Source organism: Bacillus lumedeiriae, from assembly GCF_044891285.1.
Classification (GTDB): Bacteria; Bacillota; Bacilli; order Bacillales; family Domibacillaceae; genus Pseudobacillus; species Pseudobacillus lumedeiriae.
In genome coordinates this window covers 600939-616947 of sequence record NZ_JAUIYO010000001.1, presented here as the reverse complement: position 1 = coordinate 616947, position 16009 = coordinate 600939, and the positions used below count along the sequence as shown (strand labels likewise).

At 42.8% G+C, this 16009-nt stretch carries 12 protein-coding genes and 1 other annotated feature; of the genes, 8 read left to right on the top strand and 4 right to left on the bottom strand.

Going from position 1 to position 16009, the window contains the following annotated elements:
* The first annotated feature begins 107 nt into the window (after window positions 1-107).
* Together motP and motS are read left to right on the top strand one after the other, a co-directional pair.
* Window positions 108-917 carry a flagellar motor protein MotP gene (gene motP / locus QYG89_RS03150; RefSeq protein ID WP_404314441.1) on the top strand — a complete coding sequence of 270 codons (810 nt, stop codon included), beginning with the start codon at window positions 108-110 and terminating at the stop codon, window positions 915-917.
* A complete protein-coding gene (gene motS, locus QYG89_RS03145; protein ID WP_404314438.1) occupies window positions 914-1633 on the top strand; it encodes a flagellar motor protein MotS in 720 nt (239 codons plus the stop codon). Before motP ends, motS begins: the two co-directional genes overlap by 4 nt.
* A gap of 26 nt (window positions 1634-1659) precedes the next feature.
* On the opposite strand, the gene QYG89_RS03140 is transcribed toward motS, so the two are convergent.
* Both QYG89_RS03140 and QYG89_RS03135 read right to left on the bottom strand, forming a co-directional pair.
* On the bottom strand, window positions 1660-2823 hold the full coding sequence (locus QYG89_RS03140; protein ID WP_404314436.1) for an acetoin utilization protein AcuC: 1164 nt from the start codon (window positions 2821-2823) through the stop codon (window positions 1660-1662).
* A 128-nt stretch (window positions 2824-2951) separates the two neighbouring features.
* Complete coding sequence (locus QYG89_RS03135) at window positions 2952-3584, bottom strand: GNAT family N-acetyltransferase (RefSeq protein WP_404314433.1); 633 nt, start codon at window positions 3582-3584, stop codon at window positions 2952-2954.
* 204 nt (window positions 3585-3788) lie between these two features.
* On the opposite strand from QYG89_RS03135, the gene acsA reads away from it, so the two are divergent.
* Window positions 3789-5507 carry an acetate--CoA ligase gene (gene acsA, locus QYG89_RS03130; protein ID WP_404314431.1) on the top strand — a complete coding sequence of 573 codons (1719 nt, stop codon included), beginning with the start codon at window positions 3789-3791 and terminating at the stop codon, window positions 5505-5507.
* Between the two features lie 266 nt (window positions 5508-5773).
* Window positions 5774-5989 (top strand) — a binding site (T-box leader).
* Between the two features lie 64 nt (window positions 5990-6053).
* The gene (gene tyrS / locus QYG89_RS03125; RefSeq protein WP_404314429.1) at window positions 6054-7316 is read left to right on the top strand and encodes a tyrosine--tRNA ligase; all 1263 of its coding nucleotides are present in this window, start codon (window positions 6054-6056) and stop codon (window positions 7314-7316) included.
* Between the two features lie 296 nt (window positions 7317-7612).
* On the opposite strand, the gene rpsD is transcribed toward tyrS, so the two are convergent.
* Window positions 7613-8215 carry a 30S ribosomal protein S4 gene (rpsD, locus tag QYG89_RS03120; RefSeq protein WP_404314427.1) on the bottom strand — a complete coding sequence of 201 codons (603 nt, stop codon included), beginning with the start codon at window positions 8213-8215 and terminating at the stop codon, window positions 7613-7615.
* Window positions 8216-8642: 427 nt separating this feature from the next.
* On the opposite strand from rpsD, the gene QYG89_RS03115 reads away from it, so the two are divergent.
* Window positions 8643-10457: a sensor domain-containing diguanylate cyclase gene (locus QYG89_RS03115; RefSeq protein ID WP_404314425.1), complete on the top strand. Its 1815-nt coding sequence runs from the start codon at window positions 8643-8645 to the stop codon at window positions 10455-10457.
* 267 nt (window positions 10458-10724) lie between these two features.
* Here QYG89_RS03115 and hisJ read toward each other — a convergent pair whose 3' ends face one another.
* The gene (hisJ, locus tag QYG89_RS03110; protein WP_404314422.1) at window positions 10725-11528 is read right to left on the bottom strand and encodes a histidinol-phosphatase HisJ; all 804 of its coding nucleotides are present in this window, start codon (window positions 11526-11528) and stop codon (window positions 10725-10727) included.
* 201 nt (window positions 11529-11729) lie between these two features.
* Between hisJ and ezrA the strand changes: the two genes are divergently transcribed.
* From ezrA to thiI, 3 genes are all read left to right on the top strand, one after another.
* Entirely contained in the window at window positions 11730-13418 is a 1689-nt protein-coding gene (ezrA, locus tag QYG89_RS03105; RefSeq protein WP_404314420.1) for a septation ring formation regulator EzrA, read from the top strand.
* A gap of 125 nt (window positions 13419-13543) precedes the next feature.
* On the top strand, window positions 13544-14674 hold the full coding sequence (locus tag QYG89_RS03100; RefSeq protein WP_404314418.1) for a cysteine desulfurase family protein: 1131 nt from the start codon (window positions 13544-13546) through the stop codon (window positions 14672-14674).
* Between the two features lie 11 nt (window positions 14675-14685).
* On the top strand, window positions 14686-15888 hold the full coding sequence (gene thiI, locus QYG89_RS03095; protein ID WP_404314416.1) for a tRNA uracil 4-sulfurtransferase ThiI: 1203 nt from the start codon (window positions 14686-14688) through the stop codon (window positions 15886-15888).
* Window positions 15889-16009: the final 121 nt, after the last annotated feature.

The window sequence follows — 16009 nt, the reverse complement described above, 5'->3', positions numbered from 1 at the left end:
ACATATAAGACGAATTTCAAGTCTATTTTAGACACCCTCGGGCTCATAAAAAAGTGGAGATTTGTCAGCAGCCCGGGATTTGTTTGTCAGAGAGTAGGGGAGGAAAGATGAAAAAGTTCGATGCATTGACACCGATTGGTATCGTTGTGGGGATTGCTTTGTTAGCCTTTGCTGTTTTGACGAGCGGCGGCATGGATGGCTTTGCTTCATTCATCCATTTGCCGTCGACTTTGATCGTTTTCGGCGGTCTGACAGCGGGGTTATTGATCAACTTTCCATTGAGCGAGATCAAGCAGTTGTTCACCGTTGTGAAACAAGCGTTTCGTGAAGAGGAAATGGATTTAGAAGCGCTCATTCAACGGTTTGTCGAGCTGTCTGAAAAAGCGCGGCGGGAAGGATTGCTGACACTTGAAAGTGAATTAGCACAAGAAGACAACAAGTTTTTAAAAAAGGGAATGCTGTTAGCGATCGATGGCCTTGAGCAAGAGATGCTTGTTGATATTATGAATGCTGAGATTATTGCTTTAGAAGAGCGCCATAGAAAGAAGCGAAGCATGTTGGAAAAGGCGGGCGATTACGCACCAGCCTGGGGAATGATCGGTACATTGATCGGTCTTGTACTCATGCTGAAAAACTTAGATGATCCGACTTCGCTTGGTCCGAATATGGCTGTAGCTCTGTTAACTACTCTTTACGGTTCATTGCTTGCTAACCTTGTCTTTTTGCCGATGGCTGCAAAGTTGGAATTGAAAACGGAAAAAGAAGTATTTTTTCGTGAAATCATTATTGAAGGTGTTGTCGGTGTGCAGTCGGGGCAAAATCCGAACATCCTTCGAGAGAAGCTGCAGGCATTTTCAGCTGGAGATAAGAGGAAAGTAAAAGCAGCATTGGCGGCAAGTGAGGCGGCAGAAGTATGATCAGCAGGCGCCGCTCTTCCCGCAAGCCGGCACAAAAAGGGTCTCCGAAGTGGATGGTAACCTTTGCCGATCTTGTGACGCTCGTGTTAGTGTTTTTTATTTTACTTTTTTCTATGTCGCAAATTGATATGATCAAGTTTAAATCGATCGCTCAATCATTTAATACGCAAGGGGTTTTTGAGACGAATGATTCCATCGTCCCTGGAGAATACCCGTCACCCAAAATGAATAAAGAAGAAGTGAATAAAAATGAACAATCCCTCGATCAGCTTGCCAAAGAAGTGCAAAAGTATCTAGAGGAAAATAAACTGGAAGATACAGCAGCAGCTATCAGAAATGAACGGGGAGTCGTGCTCGTTTTGCAGGAGCAGATTGTGTTTAGTACGGGAGATGCTGTCGTGCTCCAGGAGGCTTATCCCTTTTTAGAGAAAACGGGCAAGCTGCTTAAAGCGATGCCTAACCTGGTGAAAGTGGAGGGGCACACCGATAATCGCCCGATTAAAAATTCTATTTATCCATCTAACTGGGAATTGTCCAGCGCGCGTGCAACGAGTGTGATCCGTTTTTTTATTGATGATATTGGTCTCGAACCTGAACGGTTTATCGCTGTTGGCCATGGTGATACACGTCCGCTCGTTCCGAACACGACGGAGGAAAATATGCAAAAAAACCGCAGGGTACAAATTGTTATCTCTGACCCGACTTATAAAGAATAAAAAAAGGTTGACTCTTTGATTTAGAGTCAACCTTTTTTCTGCTGGCGAAGCGGGTATAACATTTTTTCCATCGTTAAACGGTTTTGTTCTTCGATTTCTTGTTTACGTGGAATAGCGGGATATGCTCCTATAGGATCATCCCATTCTTTAGGCAGCTGCACGGGTGATTTAGCACTCCAATGTTTCAGCCACTCTGCTGGCAGAGGGCCAGATACATTGGATTGATTGGTCATGACAAGCCAAATATACGCCCAGGCCCGTGGAACGACCCGCCATATGTCATAACCGCCTCCCCCGACAGCGATCCAGCGCCCGTCGCAGTATTTATGGGCGATTTGATGAGCAATTTCAGGAATGCGCCGATACGTCTTCATCGTGACGGATAAGTGGGTGAGCGGATCATAAAAGTGGGCGTCAGCTCCATTTTGAGTCAAGATGACATCTGGTTTGAAAAAATCAGCTATTTCCCATACAGCTGTTTCATAAGATTCGAGCCAGGAATCATCTTCGGTAAACGCGTCTAAAGGGAGGTTGAATGAAAAACCGTACCCTTTTCCTTGACCGCGTTCATGAACCGTTCCTGTCCCAGGAAACAGGTAGCGCCCCGTTTCGTGGATAGAAAAGGTGCATACGTCCGGATCATCATAAAAGGCCCATTGTACGCCATCGCCATGATGGGCATCCGTGTCAATGTATAGGACCCTTGCGTGATACTTCTCCTGCAAATATTTAATGGCAACGGAGCTGTCATTATAAATGCAAAAGCCTGCTGCTTTGCCGCGAAAGCCATGGTGAAGCCCGCCGCCTATATGTAAGGCGTGCGCTGCTTTTTCTTGCATCACCCAGTCTGCAGCTGTCAGTGTGCCGCCGACAAGGAAGGAGCTTGCTTCATGCATGTCTTTGAATATCGGTGTATCCTCTGTCCCGAGGCCGTATCCTTCGGCGATATCAAGAGCCAATTCTCCCTTGCCTGCTTTGTGAACGGCCTCTATGTAGGCAGCATGATGAATAAGCTGCAATTCTTCACTCGAAGCCATACGAGGAAGAATCATGTCGCTGTCTTGAATTCGATCCATTTTTTTTAGCAAGTCAATCGTTAACGTAAGCCGGAATTGGTTAAAAGGATGATCTTTGGAAAATTTATAAGAAAGCAGCTGATCAGAATAGACGAATATTGCTTCTTTTTTCATAAAAACATGCCTGGCATATTCAAGCGCAGTTCAGTATGCCCTTTCTTCTTTACATCAATAGTCATTGTGACCGGCTTCATCATTTGCATACGGACTTGCTCTACTATCATTGTATTCATCCCCCTTCGTTAATACATAAAACGATTCACAAAGCGGATTTGATCAAATCGTTCAATCGATGTCTGGTCCACATGTCTGCCGATCCGTGCCATCAAACAGTTAGCCGGATGTGAGCTAATTTCGGGATCATCCGTTGCAAACCATTCTAAGCCGCCGCTGTTCATCATTCTTTCCATGACTTTCCTATATTGCCATACATTCAATCCGGTTCCTTTTAAATCCCAGTGCCAATAGTATTCGGTCGTGATGATGATATAGTTTTCCATCATGCCATCAAGCATAGACAGTTTAATCATACTGGTGCCAAGTTGTGCGCCGCGATAAGGAGGAGCAACTTCTACTGCTCCCAGTTCAATTAAATTGTCGAGCTTTGCTTCTGACCATCTCTCGAGCGGGTCAGGATAAAGGTATGTTACGTAGCCGACGATTATATCGCCGCTTCGGGCAATAATAATGCGCCCTTCAGGAAGATCAGCAATTTCTACGATCGCTTGGTGCTGCTGTTTTGGCTGTCGGAAAGCGGTCAGCCCTTCATGAAACGTCATATGTGCCAACGCTTCCGAAGAAACAGGGCCTTCAACGACAATCGTTCCCTCTGATGTCTCTATTTCTTGCGAATGATATTCTTTTTTATGTTCCATTACGTCACCGCCTTAGATCATTCCATAGTTGTATTATACCTAAATTCGTATGAGAAAAAGCTTTTTTAACTGAATTTTTAGAATGAATGAACGTTGAAGCAGTCAGGTAGATTCATAGAATGAATGATTATTTCAAAATTGTGAAAACTATCAAATTACGATATAATAAAATAACAGAAACTTACATGAGGGGGATTCAGTCATATGAAATTGGAAACGCTGACAGCACAAGAAGGAAAGCATAATCTGAAAAACTATGACGAACTATATGCTTCATTTGATTGGAAAGAAGCAGAAAAACATTTTTCTTGGGCTGAAACTGGCAAGGTAAATATCGCTTATGAGGCGATTGACCGCCATGCTGAATCTGAACGCGGACAAAAGGTCGCTCTTTATTATAGAGACGCCGGCCGAGATGAAAAATATACATTTGCGGAAATGAAGGAATACACGAATAAGGCAGCTAATGTGCTAAAAACAGCTGGAGGGGTAGAAAAAGGAGACAGGGTTTTTGTATTTATGCCTCGTTCGCCGGAACTCTATTTTGCTGTACTTGGTACAATCAAAGCGGGAGCGATTGTCGGTCCGCTTTTTGAAGCCTTTATGGAAGGGGCTGTTCGTGACCGTTTAGAGGACAGTGGAGCCAAGGTGCTTATTACGACTCCTGAGCTGCTCGATCGCGTACCTGTGAAAGATCTGCCTGAATTACAAACGATTTTTCTCGTTGGAGACAATATACCAGCGGGAGATAAATACGTAGATTTTAAAGAGAAAATGAAAGAAGCAGATGCATCGTTTGATATCGAATGGATGAATCTTGATGATGGCATGATCCTTCATTATACTTCTGGCTCGACAGGCAAGCCTAAGGGAGTATTGCACGTACAACAGGCAATGGTTCAGCAATATATGACAGCTAAATGGGTGCTTGACTTACAAGAAGAGGATGTCTATTGGTGTACGGCCGATCCAGGCTGGGTTACAGGTACATCCTATGGTATTTTCGGTCCTTGGCTGACAGGAACGACTAATGTCGTTGTTGGAGGACGCTTTAAACCGGAAACATGGTATCAAACACTTGAAGATTATAAAGTGACGATTTGGTACAGTGCGCCGACTGCGTTCCGCATGTTAATGGGAGCGGGAGATGAAGTGGTGAAAAAGTTTGACTTAAGCTCACTTCGCCATATCTTGAGCGTAGGTGAACCGCTTAATCCGGAAGTCATTCGCTGGGGGATGAAAGTGTTTAATCTCCGTATTCATGATACATGGTGGATGACGGAAACGGGTGCTCACATTATTTGTAATTATCCATCGATGGATATTCGTCCGGGATCTATGGGAAAACCAGTTCCAGGCGTACAAGCTGCGATTGTGGATGATCGTGGGAATGAGCTGCCTCCAAACAGGATGGGGAACCTTGCCATTAAGAAAGGCTGGCCAGCCATGATGGCTGCTGTTTGGAACAATCCTGCAAAATATGAATCTTACTTTATGCCTGGTGATTGGTATGTCTCTGGAGATTCAGCTTATATGGACGAGGACGGTTATTTCTGGTTCCAAGGCCGTGTTGATGATGTAATTATGACAGCCGGGGAGCGGGTAGGACCGTTTGAAGTCGAGAGCAAACTCATCGAACATCCAGCTGTTAACGAAGCTGGGGTCATCGGCAAACCAGATCCAGTGCGCGGGGAAATTATTAAGGCATTTGTCGCTCTCCAAGAGGGATATGAGCCGACAGAAGAGCTAAAAGAAGACATTCGCCAATTTGTAAAAACAGGACTCGCTGCTCATGCCGCACCGCGCGAAATTGAATTCCGGGACAAGCTGCCAAAAACGCGCAGTGGAAAAATCATGCGCCGCGTCTTGAAGGCGTGGGAGCTGGATCTTCCGACAGGTGATTTATCAACGATGGAGGATTAACGCACGAAGAGATGATCGGCTTTGAAACACTATACTAGTTGTTTCAAAGCCAATTTTTGATGAAGGCTTTGTTAATGACTATGGTTGATTTTACCTCTTTGTTAATTGGAGCGTAAGGAGCGATAGCGACGAGGAGGCTCCCGGACTGTCCATGGAAAGCAAGTGCCTATAGCGGAAGCCAACAAGCGAGTTTAATTCGCCTTGATGAAAAGCATATTTGACTTTTGTGTTCTTATCTGTTTATAATGTGTTCTATACATTTACATATCTAAGCGTTGAAAGGATTCAGTAGTTCGCTATCCCTGTTTTGAAGAGAGCCGGTGGCTGGTGGGAACCGGTACAAATAGTTGAACGAATTACCTCCTGGAGCTTTTGCTGTGAACGATCGGAGTAGCAGCAAACGGATAAAACCGTTATTGGAATGAGTGGAGAAGAACTTTCTCAAGCTTGGGTGGTACCGCGCGAATTTATGCGTCCCTGCAGTGATGGCAGGGGCGTTTTTATTTTGTGCAAAAACAGTGAGGAAAAAAGAAAGGAAGACAACCAATGAATCTAATAGAAGAACTGCAATGGCGGGGAATTATTTATCAGCAAACGGATGAGGAAGGCATTAAAGAACTATTAGAAAAAGAACAAGTATCTCTTTACTGTGGTGTCGATCCGACAGCGGACAGTATGCATATTGGTCACCTGCTGCCGTTTCTAACGCTGCGGCGCTTTCAAAATAACGGGCATCGTCCGATCGTTCTCGTCGGTGGAGCAACGGGTCTGATTGGCGATCCAAGCGGAAAGAAAGAAGAGAGAAAACTACAGACGCTTGAAATGGTACAGCATAACGTTGCTTGCATTCAAAAGCAGCTGAAGCAAATTTTTAATTTTGAAGGAGAGAATGGCGCTAAGCTTGTCAATAACTATGACTGGGCAGGCTCGATGGATATCGTGACGTTCCTGCGTGATTTCGGTAAGCACGTTGGTGTCAACTACATGCTGGCGAAAGATACAATCGCTTCCCGATTAGATACAGGAATCTCATTTACAGAGTTTACGTATACGATTTTACAGGCGATGGACTTCTTTCATTTGTATGAAAACCATAACTGCAAAATGCAAATTGGAGGCAGTGATCAGTGGGGGAACATTACGACTGGATTAGAATTAATTCGTAAAATGAAATCGGAAAGTGATAAAGCATTCGGATTAACGATTCCACTCGTGACAAAAGCAGACGGTACGAAGTTTGGAAAAACGGAGAGCGGCGCGATCTGGCTTGATCCAGAGAAAACATCTCCGTATGAGTTTTATCAGTTCTGGATTAACACGGCCGATGCTGATGTTGTTAAATACTTGAAAATTTTCACATTCTTGACACCTGAAACGATTGAGGAACTTGAAAAAGCTGTTCAAGAAGAGCCGCATTTACGCCGGGCACAAAAAGCGCTTGCTGAGGAAATGACGCGTTTAATTCATGGAAACGAGGCGCTTGAACAAGCACAGAAAATTACAGCTGCTTTGTTCAGCGGTGATGTAAAGAGTTTAACGGCTGCAGAAATTGAACAAGGATTTAAAGACGTGCCGTCATTTGAACAGGAAAGTGACGCAGAAGCAGGACTAGTAGATGTGCTTGTAGCGGCCGGTATTTCTTCATCCAAACGCCAGGCACGGGAAGATATCCAAAACGGTGCTGTTTCTATTAATGGTGACAAAGTAACCGATACTGCCTATACGCTATCTGATACAGATAAGATGGACGGACGCTTCACGGTGATCCGCCGCGGGAAGAAGAAATATTACTTAATTAAATATAAATAAGCGATCAAATTATAAGTAATGAGACATTGATCTGTTGTTATTTAATGAAAAGAGAGGCTGACCCTAAAAAATCGTTCAAAACGACTTTTTAGGGTCAGTTTTTTTAAGGAAAATTTAAAGGATTGATTTTTCACTGAGTTGATTGTAGAGGAAGGTCTGAAGACTCCTGTGAGAAAAGAGAATGACTGTAAAAGTTATACTTTTGGAGCATTCGCTTCATTTAATGAATATGTGGGCATAAAAATAACAAGTTCCATTTGCAGGGCAAATGGAACTTGTTGAGTAGAGGTTTCTTATTAACGAGAGTAGAACTCTACGATAAGTGCTTCGTCGATCTCAGCTGGAAGCTCAGAACGTTCTGGAAGGCGAGTGAATGTGCCTTCTAATTTGTCAGCATCAAATGTTAAATAATCAGGTACGAAGTTGTTCACTTCAACCGCTTCTTTAACGATTGTAAAGTTTCTTGATTTTTCACGAACACCGATTGTTTGACCTGGTTTTACTTGGTAAGATGGGATGTCTACGCGACGGCCATCAACAACAATATGACCATGGTTTACAAGCTGACGAGCTTGGCGGCGAGTGCGGGCTAAGCCAAGACGGTAAACAAGGTTGTCTAAGCGGCCTTCAAGAAGGATCATGAAGTTTTCGCCGTAAACGCCTTTCATTTTACCAGCTTTTACGAACAAGTTCTTAAATTGGCGCTCGTTTACACCGTACATGTGACGAAGTTTTTGCTTCTCTTGTAATTGTAGTCCATATTCAGACAATTTTTTACGTTGGTTAGGACCGTGTTGTCCAGGTGCGTAAGGACGTTTTTCTAATTCTTTACCTGTACCGCTTAGAGAGATTCCAAGGCGGCGGGAAATTTTCCAGCTTGGGCCAGTATAGCGAGCCATAATATAGCTCCTCCTTTAATGTTTTTATTTTGTTGTAAAATAAAAACCGGTGAAACAGCAATCAGGCCATTTTATTTTCATGTACCATCGCCCCAGCAGCAAGGGGTTACGCGATACACCATTTGCAAATAGATTGCAAAGGAACAAAATGGGCACATAAAGGTGCTCACATAGGCTGCAATTATTTTACACAAGGAATAGTATATAATTTACTAGTTGTTCTGTCAAGGAAAGATATAAGTCTATGTTGAAGATATAGGGAGTTGTATAGGTCTTTATTATTATAACGCATACATCCCTTATGGTATAATTAACCTAACATTGATATAATTGGTTATTATTGAAATATTTCCATTAAGTATAATGGTTAGTCTTTGAGGTGAGAAAACAACAGGATTGTCCAATTAGAATGGCAGGTGGTTACTACATGAGTCAGCGTTATGAAAGCAAGTGGACAGCGAGTTTTAAAGTGTTATTGTACGACTTGATGATTAGTTTCCGAGGCTCCTTATTTGATGTGGAGCGCTTTAGGGAGGAATGGCTTTTCCTTGTCGGCAGCCAATTTCGTACGAAACATGTGCAGTTGTTTGGTACCGGCAGCCTAACAGAAGTGAAATGGACCTTCGAGGAACAGAAAAAAGCAGAGCATGCTTTTGCAAAGCCATATCTTCTTTATACAGGCGGACAAACAGATTGGCCAGTCTCTCCTTTATACAATTTTGGGGTGAGATTGATTGATAAAGAGATGTATTTGTTTATGAAGGTAAATAAAGAGGTACTAGCCGATCTTGAAGAAGAGGATTTGTTATTTTTTACAGAAGAAAGCAGCCGTCTAATGGAGTGGGCGCATAATATGTACGAAATGAGAGCAAGCGTCGCACGATATAAAGAGCTGTTTAACGTAACGGGAAAATTTCATTCTTCGATGAACATTGAGTTTGTGTTAAAGGAAATTGCCGCGACATTGCAACGGATTTTCCCTTTATACTCGTACCACTTTCTGATGACGATGGAGGGTACTTATACTGGCATGCCAGTCAGCCATTTTGATTTTGATAAAGTAAGCGAGGAGGGGATGGTGTCTTATACGAATGGCACGGTTCAAGTGGATGATGTCAATGGTATTTTATATGCTCCCCTCATTGGCAAGCAGGGGGTATACGGTGTGCTGCAGGTGAAACTTCCCAAGGGAGAAGCGATCTCCAAGCAGGAGCAAAAGTTTATCCGGATGGTTGCCAGTGCAGGCGGCAATGCCATTGAAAAAGCAGGACTGTATCATCAATCGCGGAAGTTGAATGAAGATTTACGGCTGATTAATGACACATCCCATCGGGTCAATTCCAGCTCTAATTTTTTAGATATTACTAACTTTTTAAGATTAAAAATTATTCATTCTTTTCATGCATGTGCGGTTGGCTTTATTTTTTTTAACGAACAAACAACGAAAGTAATGGCAGGAAGCAGTTCGTTTTTCTATAAACAAGAAGGGGAAGAACTGATTCGCTTTGCTTCCAACAAGCTCCGAAAGGAAAAAGAGGCGTTTTTTATAGGGAATCTGGCAGATAAGATAGAAAAGTGTGATTTAGCAGGCCATACGATGATGGCTGTACCTATGGAGCTGGGAGAAGAGATGAAAGGTTTTTGTCTCGTGGTCAAAAATAAATCTTATGGCTTTACTTTTGAAATGTATAAACTGCTGCAATCTCTTATTCGTCACTCTACACTCGCTTTAGCGAATGCTCTGCTGCGCGAAGAATTAGAGAAAATGGTAGTCACTGATCATTTGACGAAATTGTATTCAAGAAGTTACCTGGATCAAACACTCCGGACATCTACTGAAACAGACGAAGCGGGTGTCTTTCTTCTGATCGATATTGATGATTTTAAAGTCATCAATGACACATATGGACATGAGACTGGAGACAAAGTTCTTATTCAAGTGGCACAGATTGTACAAGCGTATGTCCAAAACGAACAGATTGCTGCCCGCTGGGGGGGAGAAGAGCTGGCTGTTTATTTGCCTAATGGTTCCATTGAAGAAGGAAGAGAGCTGGCTGACAAACTTGTGAAGGAAGTAGAGACAAACACAAAGCCGGCTGTTACGATTTCCTGTGGGGTTTCCTACTGGTCCAAAGAGCATCCGGATTCCCGAAAGCATCTGTTTAATTGTGCAGATGCTGCTTTATACGAAGCGAAAAGAACGGGAAAAAATAAAGTGTCATTAGGCCAATGCTGTGTATAGACCGGCGTAAAATGAATTTCAGTTCCAATTTGAAAAGAGGCTGACTCAAAAGGTCGTTACAAGCGGCTTTTTAGGGTCAGTCTTTATTTGTTTTTTAGAAATAATCAAATGATTATTTTTTATCGGGTTGATTGTAGTGGAAGGCACGAAGACTTCTGCGGGGAAAGCGAGCATGTGAGACCCCGCAGAAAGCAAAGCGCCTAGAACGGGCAAGTTTAAAGAACCATACAAAAAAGAGGTTGTGTCCGCCTTTTATGAACAAATAAATCAGTTATGATGGAGAAGCGGCATATCCTTAAAGCCCTGGCCGATGTCTTTCGCTTGATGGGCATCTGATCCGTATATGAGTGGAATACCCATTTCTTTTGCTTTTTGGGCAATGGCGGGCGGCGGGTAAGACTCACAGCATAACGGCTTGATAAGACCGGCTCCGTTAAAATCAAGTTCATAGCCGTTTTTCTTTATTAACTGCAGCAGTCCATCTATTTCCATACTGAAATCTCTTTCACAAGGGAACCGCTTTTGGAACTTATGTACGAGTGTTATATGCCCGATTCGCTTGGGTTTAAAGGAGCCGAGGTCCGCTTCAATCGAGCGCTTTACTGTTTCGAAATACGTTTTATACACGGCCCCTGTTGATCCGAAAATCTCTGTCATTTCCCCAAATAAATCGGCACTATAGTCCAGGCAGTACCAGTTTGCAAGCCTTTTTAAAAAATGAACAGACAAAATCGAATCATCCAGAAGCGGACCGTATTCATTTAAGAAGGCAGCCGTTTCTTTTTCAAAGCCTTCAATATAATCAACTTCAAGTCCAATTTGTATAGTTAAATCAGCCGCATACTCTCGTTTTACACGCTGCAAGGATGAGAAATAAGCATCTAAGAAATCTGGATTCATTCCGCTGTCGCGCGTAGGGGTGCTGTCTATAAAACAGGCAGGTAAAGGAGCATGCTCAGTGAATGTCAGCTGAGAAAAACCTTGATTGATTGCTTCTTCAATATAGCTGTCTAACGTATCTTTCGTCCCGTGAGGACAAAAGGGTGTATGGATATGTCCGTCTCTTTTCATCAACATTTCCTCCCTGAAAAAATAACCGTATTTTAAGTGTATCAAAAAATTTAGAAGGGAGCTTAAAAAAAACAATTTTTGTCGTCAAAAAATGTCACATACTATGGTATCATTATTAATAATTGAGCGAAATTTGTATAATACACGACTTTAAATAGATGGAACGCTTATTTTTGCAGGTAGGAGAACAGGAGGCTTACGATGAAATTCATCATTGCTGTAGTCTTAATGGCAGCTATTCTATTAATTATTGCCTATTTTAATAGAAAAAAAATATACAAAGAAATTGATGCGTTGGAAAAGAGGAAAATAGAGATTATGCACCGTCCGGTGACGGATGAGCTCTCGAAGGTAAAGCGGCTTAATATGACTGGACAGACAGAGGAGCTGTTTGAACGTTGGCGTCAAACTTGGGATGAAGTACTCACTGTCGATTTGGCACAAGTAGAGGAGAAGCTGTTTGAATCAGAGGAGCGTACAGATCAATTTCGGTTTGGAAAAGCGAAAGAAATCAACGAAGAGATCAACCAGAATCTGGAAGAGTCGGAAGAGAAAGTGGACGGCATTTTGGCCGAACTGAATGAGTTGATTGGCAGCGAAGAAAGCAACCGCGAAGAAAGCGAGGAGCTGAAAGCCATGCAGCGGGCAGCGAAGAAGCAGCTCCTTGCTCACCGTCACACATTCAGCAAGGCAGCTCCTGTGCTTGAGGAACAGCTTAACTCATTATCTTCCAAGTTTGAAAAGTTTGAAGCACAAACCATTGAAGGAAACTATTTGGCAGCTAGGGAAGTGATCTTGAAACTTTCGGATGATATGAATCATATAGTGCACAAAATGGAAAAAATTCCGGTTCTGATGGCTGAAGTATCTAACTTGCTGCCGTCACAGTTGAATGAAATTGAGTCTGGCTACAAAGAGATGGTGCAAAAAGGTTATTTGCTCGAACATTTACAGGTTGAAAAAGAAATCAAAAGCTTACGTGAACAGCTTTCTCTTTATAAAGAATTTATTATCAAGACAGAAACGAATGAAGTAGAGGCTGGAATTCAAGATGTGAAAGAAAATATTGAATTTTTCTACGATTTGCTCGAGAAAGAAGTAGAGGCGAAACACTTTCTCACAAGAAATGATCAGCAAACGAGAGATCAGCTGGAAGGCGTGAGAACGGCTAACGAAGATTTACAGGCAGAGACTGAACACGTGCGCTTAAGCTATCAATTGGCGGAGGAAGAGTGGATCATCCCTCGGAAACTGGAAGAAGACATTTTTCGTCTCGGAAAAAGATATGATTTACTGGAGGCGAGAATTACAGAGCAAAATACGGCCTATTCTTTTTTACACGAAGAATTGGAAGAAATCCAGAAACAATTGGAAGAGCTGCAAAAAGAACAAACGAGCTTTAGTCATTTTTTAAAAACGCTTCGTAAGGATGAAATGGATGCACGCGAAAACTTAAATCAACTTCGTAAAAAAATTAAAGACATTTTTCGTCAGATTGACAAAAGCAATATACCCGGCGTCCCGGACTTTTATCAATCCATAACGGAGGAAACGACAGAGCGCATCGCTGCCGTCGTACAGGCATTAAATGAAAAGCCGCTGAATATGAAGGCGGTTCAAGGGAAATTGGACGAAGCAGTTTCTTCTGTAAACAGCCTTGAGCGTAAAACAGTAGAAGTCATTGATCAGGCGGAGTTGGCAGAACGTATTATTCAATATGGAAATCGATACAAGCGTTCCAACCCGTCCATTAGCAGTCAGCTTCAACAGGCGGAACTTGCTTTTAGAAACTATGATTACCGTTCTGCACTTGAAGAAGCGGCCACCGCTATCGACAAAGTCGATCCGAAAGGTTTAAAGCAGCTTGAGGACATGATGAATAAAAAGTAAACGATACGGCCTCGGCAGATTGGGTGTCAATCAAGCCGGGGCTTTTTTTTTGTGCGAAGTTTCCTTCAAAAAGCAGCTATGTTAAGATAAATAGTTGAACAAACTGAAATGAAGCAGGTGCGAACATGATCTATTTTGATAATAGCGCAACGACAAGACCATATAAAGAAGCCTTGTCCGCCTTTGTAAAGGTAAATGAACAGTTTTTTGGCAATCCATCATCGCTTCACCATCTAGGTGTGCAAGCAGAACGATTGCTGACAGAAGCCCGCAAACAAATCGCTTCGCTTGTGGGGGCCGAGCCGGAGGAGATTATTTTTACATCAGGCGGTACGGAATCAAATAATTTAGCATTAAAAGGAGCGGCTCTCGCCAATAGGCACCGCGGGAATCATATTATTACCCAACAGACGGAGCATCCTTCTGTCATAAACGCATGCCGTCAGCTTGAGGATGTTGGATTTCGCGTGACTTATTTGCCAGTAGATAAGGAAGGAAGGGTCTCTGTAAAAGAGCTGGAACAGACCCTTACAAATGAAACGATTATCGTATCCATCATGCATGTGAATAACGAAACGGGAACCATTCAGCCGGTGAAACAAATCAGCAGGCTGTTACGAGAATATCCAAGGGCTTTATTTCATGTGGATGATGTTCAAGGACGTGGAAAAGTTGGGTTAGATCTAGAGGGAATTGATCTTTGCTCCTTGTCTGCGCATAAATTTCATGGGTTGAAAGGGAATGGTGTGTTATATAAAAAAAAGCAAATTAAACTATCTTCCCTTTTATCTGGAGGCAATCAAGAAAGTGGCTGGCGAAGCGGCACAGAAAACACAGGCGGCTTGGCGGCAATGGCGAAAGCGCTGCGTTTAACAGAAGAAAAGCGGAAAGAACACATTGATATGATGAAAGAAATCCAGTTGTTTTTACGCACTGAGCTGAAACAAATAGATGGCACGGTCATCCACACACCCGAAGAAGGATGTGCGCCGCATATATTGAATTTTTCGATCGCGGGAATGAAAGGAGAAGTTCTCATTCATGCGCTTGAGGAAAAGGGATGCTATTTGTCAACGACAAGCGCCTGCTCTTCCAAACAAAAGAAAACGAGTGCAGTTCTGACGGCAATGGGTGTGTCGAGAGAAGAAGCTGACAGCAGTATCAGACTTAGTTTGTCTTATGAAAATACAATGGAAGAAGCTCGAAGCTTTATCCGTCTATTAAAAGAAACCATTCCAAATTTAACGAGAGTATAGAGGTGGCAGCAATGAATTATGATCGCATATTAATCCGGTATGGTGAACTTTCTACGAAAGGGCGCAACCGCAATCAATTTATCAATAAATTGAAAAAGAGTATTTTGCATCTATTAAGGGATTATGATGAAATAAAAATTGAATTAGGACGCGACCGAATGTTTATCCATTTAAACGGCACGCCATTTGAAGCGGTAAAAGGTCGGCTGGGCCGTATATTTGGCATCCAGTCATTCAGCCCGGTTGTCCGTACAGATCAAGAGATTGAGGAAATGAAGGCTGCTGCGCTGGAACTTGTAAAGCGGAATTTCAGCTCAGGAAAAACGTTTAAAGTCTCTACCCGCCGCTCTGATAAGCGGTTTGAATTAGACACAAATGAAATCAATTATGCGATCGGCAGCCATGTCCTTAGAAATATGGAAGATTTGAAAGTGGACGTAAAGAACCCTGATATTAATTTGCTCGTAGAGGTTCGGGAAAAAGGTGTCTTTTTATCATGTGAAAAGTATGCAGGGGCTGCTGGATTGCCATCAGGAGCCAGCGGAAAGGCGATGCTGCTGCTTTCTGGCGGAATCGATAGTCCTGTAGCCGGCTACTTTATGATGAAAAGAGGAGTCGAAATTGAGGCCATTCACTTTCATAGTCCCCCTTACACGAGTGAGCGGGCGAAGCAAAAAGTGATCGACCTAGCGGAGCGGCTGACAGAGTTCGGGGCGGAAATGAAGCTCCATATCGTTCCGTTTACAGCTATTCAGCAAAAAATCCAGGAACAAGTGCCGGAAAATTATACGATGACATCGACAAGAAGAATGATGCTCGTTATCGCCGATCGGATCCGTCAGAAATGTGGGGGGCTTGCCATTGTAACCGGGGAAAGTCTTGGACAAGTAGCGAGTCAGACGCTGGAGAGCATGCAGGCAATTAACGATGTTACATCTACTCCGATTTTGCGGCCGCTGATTGCGGCGGATAAACTGGATATTATTGATGTGGCCAAAAAAATCGGCACGCATGATATTTCTATTCTTCCTTACGAAGACTGTTGTACGATTTTTACGCCGCCATCACCAAAAACACGGCCAAAGCTTGAGAAAGTGCAACGCTTTGAAAGCTTCGTTGACTTCCAACAAATGATAGAAGAAGCCGTTCAAAATATGGAAACTGTTTATTTGCCGAAAAGCACAACAAAGGATGAATTTTCGGAGCTGCTTTAATAATTCACAATCTGTCCTAAAGCTTATTCTTTTGGGACAGATGTTCTGTTAAACGCGCAGCATGCTCTAACTGTGATAGGCATGTAACCTTTTTATTGTTCATACATTTCGCTAACTGTAC

What these genes read in the sequence shown, in the direction of transcription:
- QYG89_RS03100 (WP_404314418.1), top strand. Translation starts at nt 13,544, where the DNA reads ATGATCTATTTTGATAATAGCGCAACGACAAGACCATATAAAGAAGCC.
- QYG89_RS03115 (WP_404314425.1), top strand. Translation starts at nt 8,643, where the DNA reads ATGAGTCAGCGTTATGAAAGCAAGTGGACAGCGAGTTTTAAAGTGTTA.
- acsA (WP_404314431.1), top strand. Translation starts at nt 3,789, where the DNA reads ATGAAATTGGAAACGCTGACAGCACAAGAAGGAAAGCATAATCTGAAA.
- motP (WP_404314441.1), top strand. Translation starts at nt 108, where the DNA reads ATGAAAAAGTTCGATGCATTGACACCGATTGGTATCGTTGTGGGGATT.
- hisJ (WP_404314422.1), bottom strand. Translation starts at nt 11,528, where the DNA reads ATGAAAAGAGACGGACATATCCATACACCCTTTTGTCCTCACGGGACG.
- tyrS (WP_404314429.1), top strand. Translation starts at nt 6,054, where the DNA reads ATGAATCTAATAGAAGAACTGCAATGGCGGGGAATTATTTATCAGCAA.
- QYG89_RS03140 (WP_404314436.1), bottom strand. Translation starts at nt 2,823, where the DNA reads ATGAAAAAAGAAGCAATATTCGTCTATTCTGATCAGCTGCTTTCTTAT.
- QYG89_RS03135 (WP_404314433.1), bottom strand. Translation starts at nt 3,584, where the DNA reads ATGGAACATAAAAAAGAATATCATTCGCAAGAAATAGAGACATCAGAG.
- motS (WP_404314438.1), top strand. Translation starts at nt 914, where the DNA reads ATGATCAGCAGGCGCCGCTCTTCCCGCAAGCCGGCACAAAAAGGGTCT.
- ezrA (WP_404314420.1), top strand. Translation starts at nt 11,730, where the DNA reads ATGAAATTCATCATTGCTGTAGTCTTAATGGCAGCTATTCTATTAATT.
- rpsD (WP_404314427.1), bottom strand. Translation starts at nt 8,215, where the DNA reads ATGGCTCGCTATACTGGCCCAAGCTGGAAAATTTCCCGCCGCCTTGGA.
- thiI (WP_404314416.1), top strand. Translation starts at nt 14,686, where the DNA reads ATGAATTATGATCGCATATTAATCCGGTATGGTGAACTTTCTACGAAA.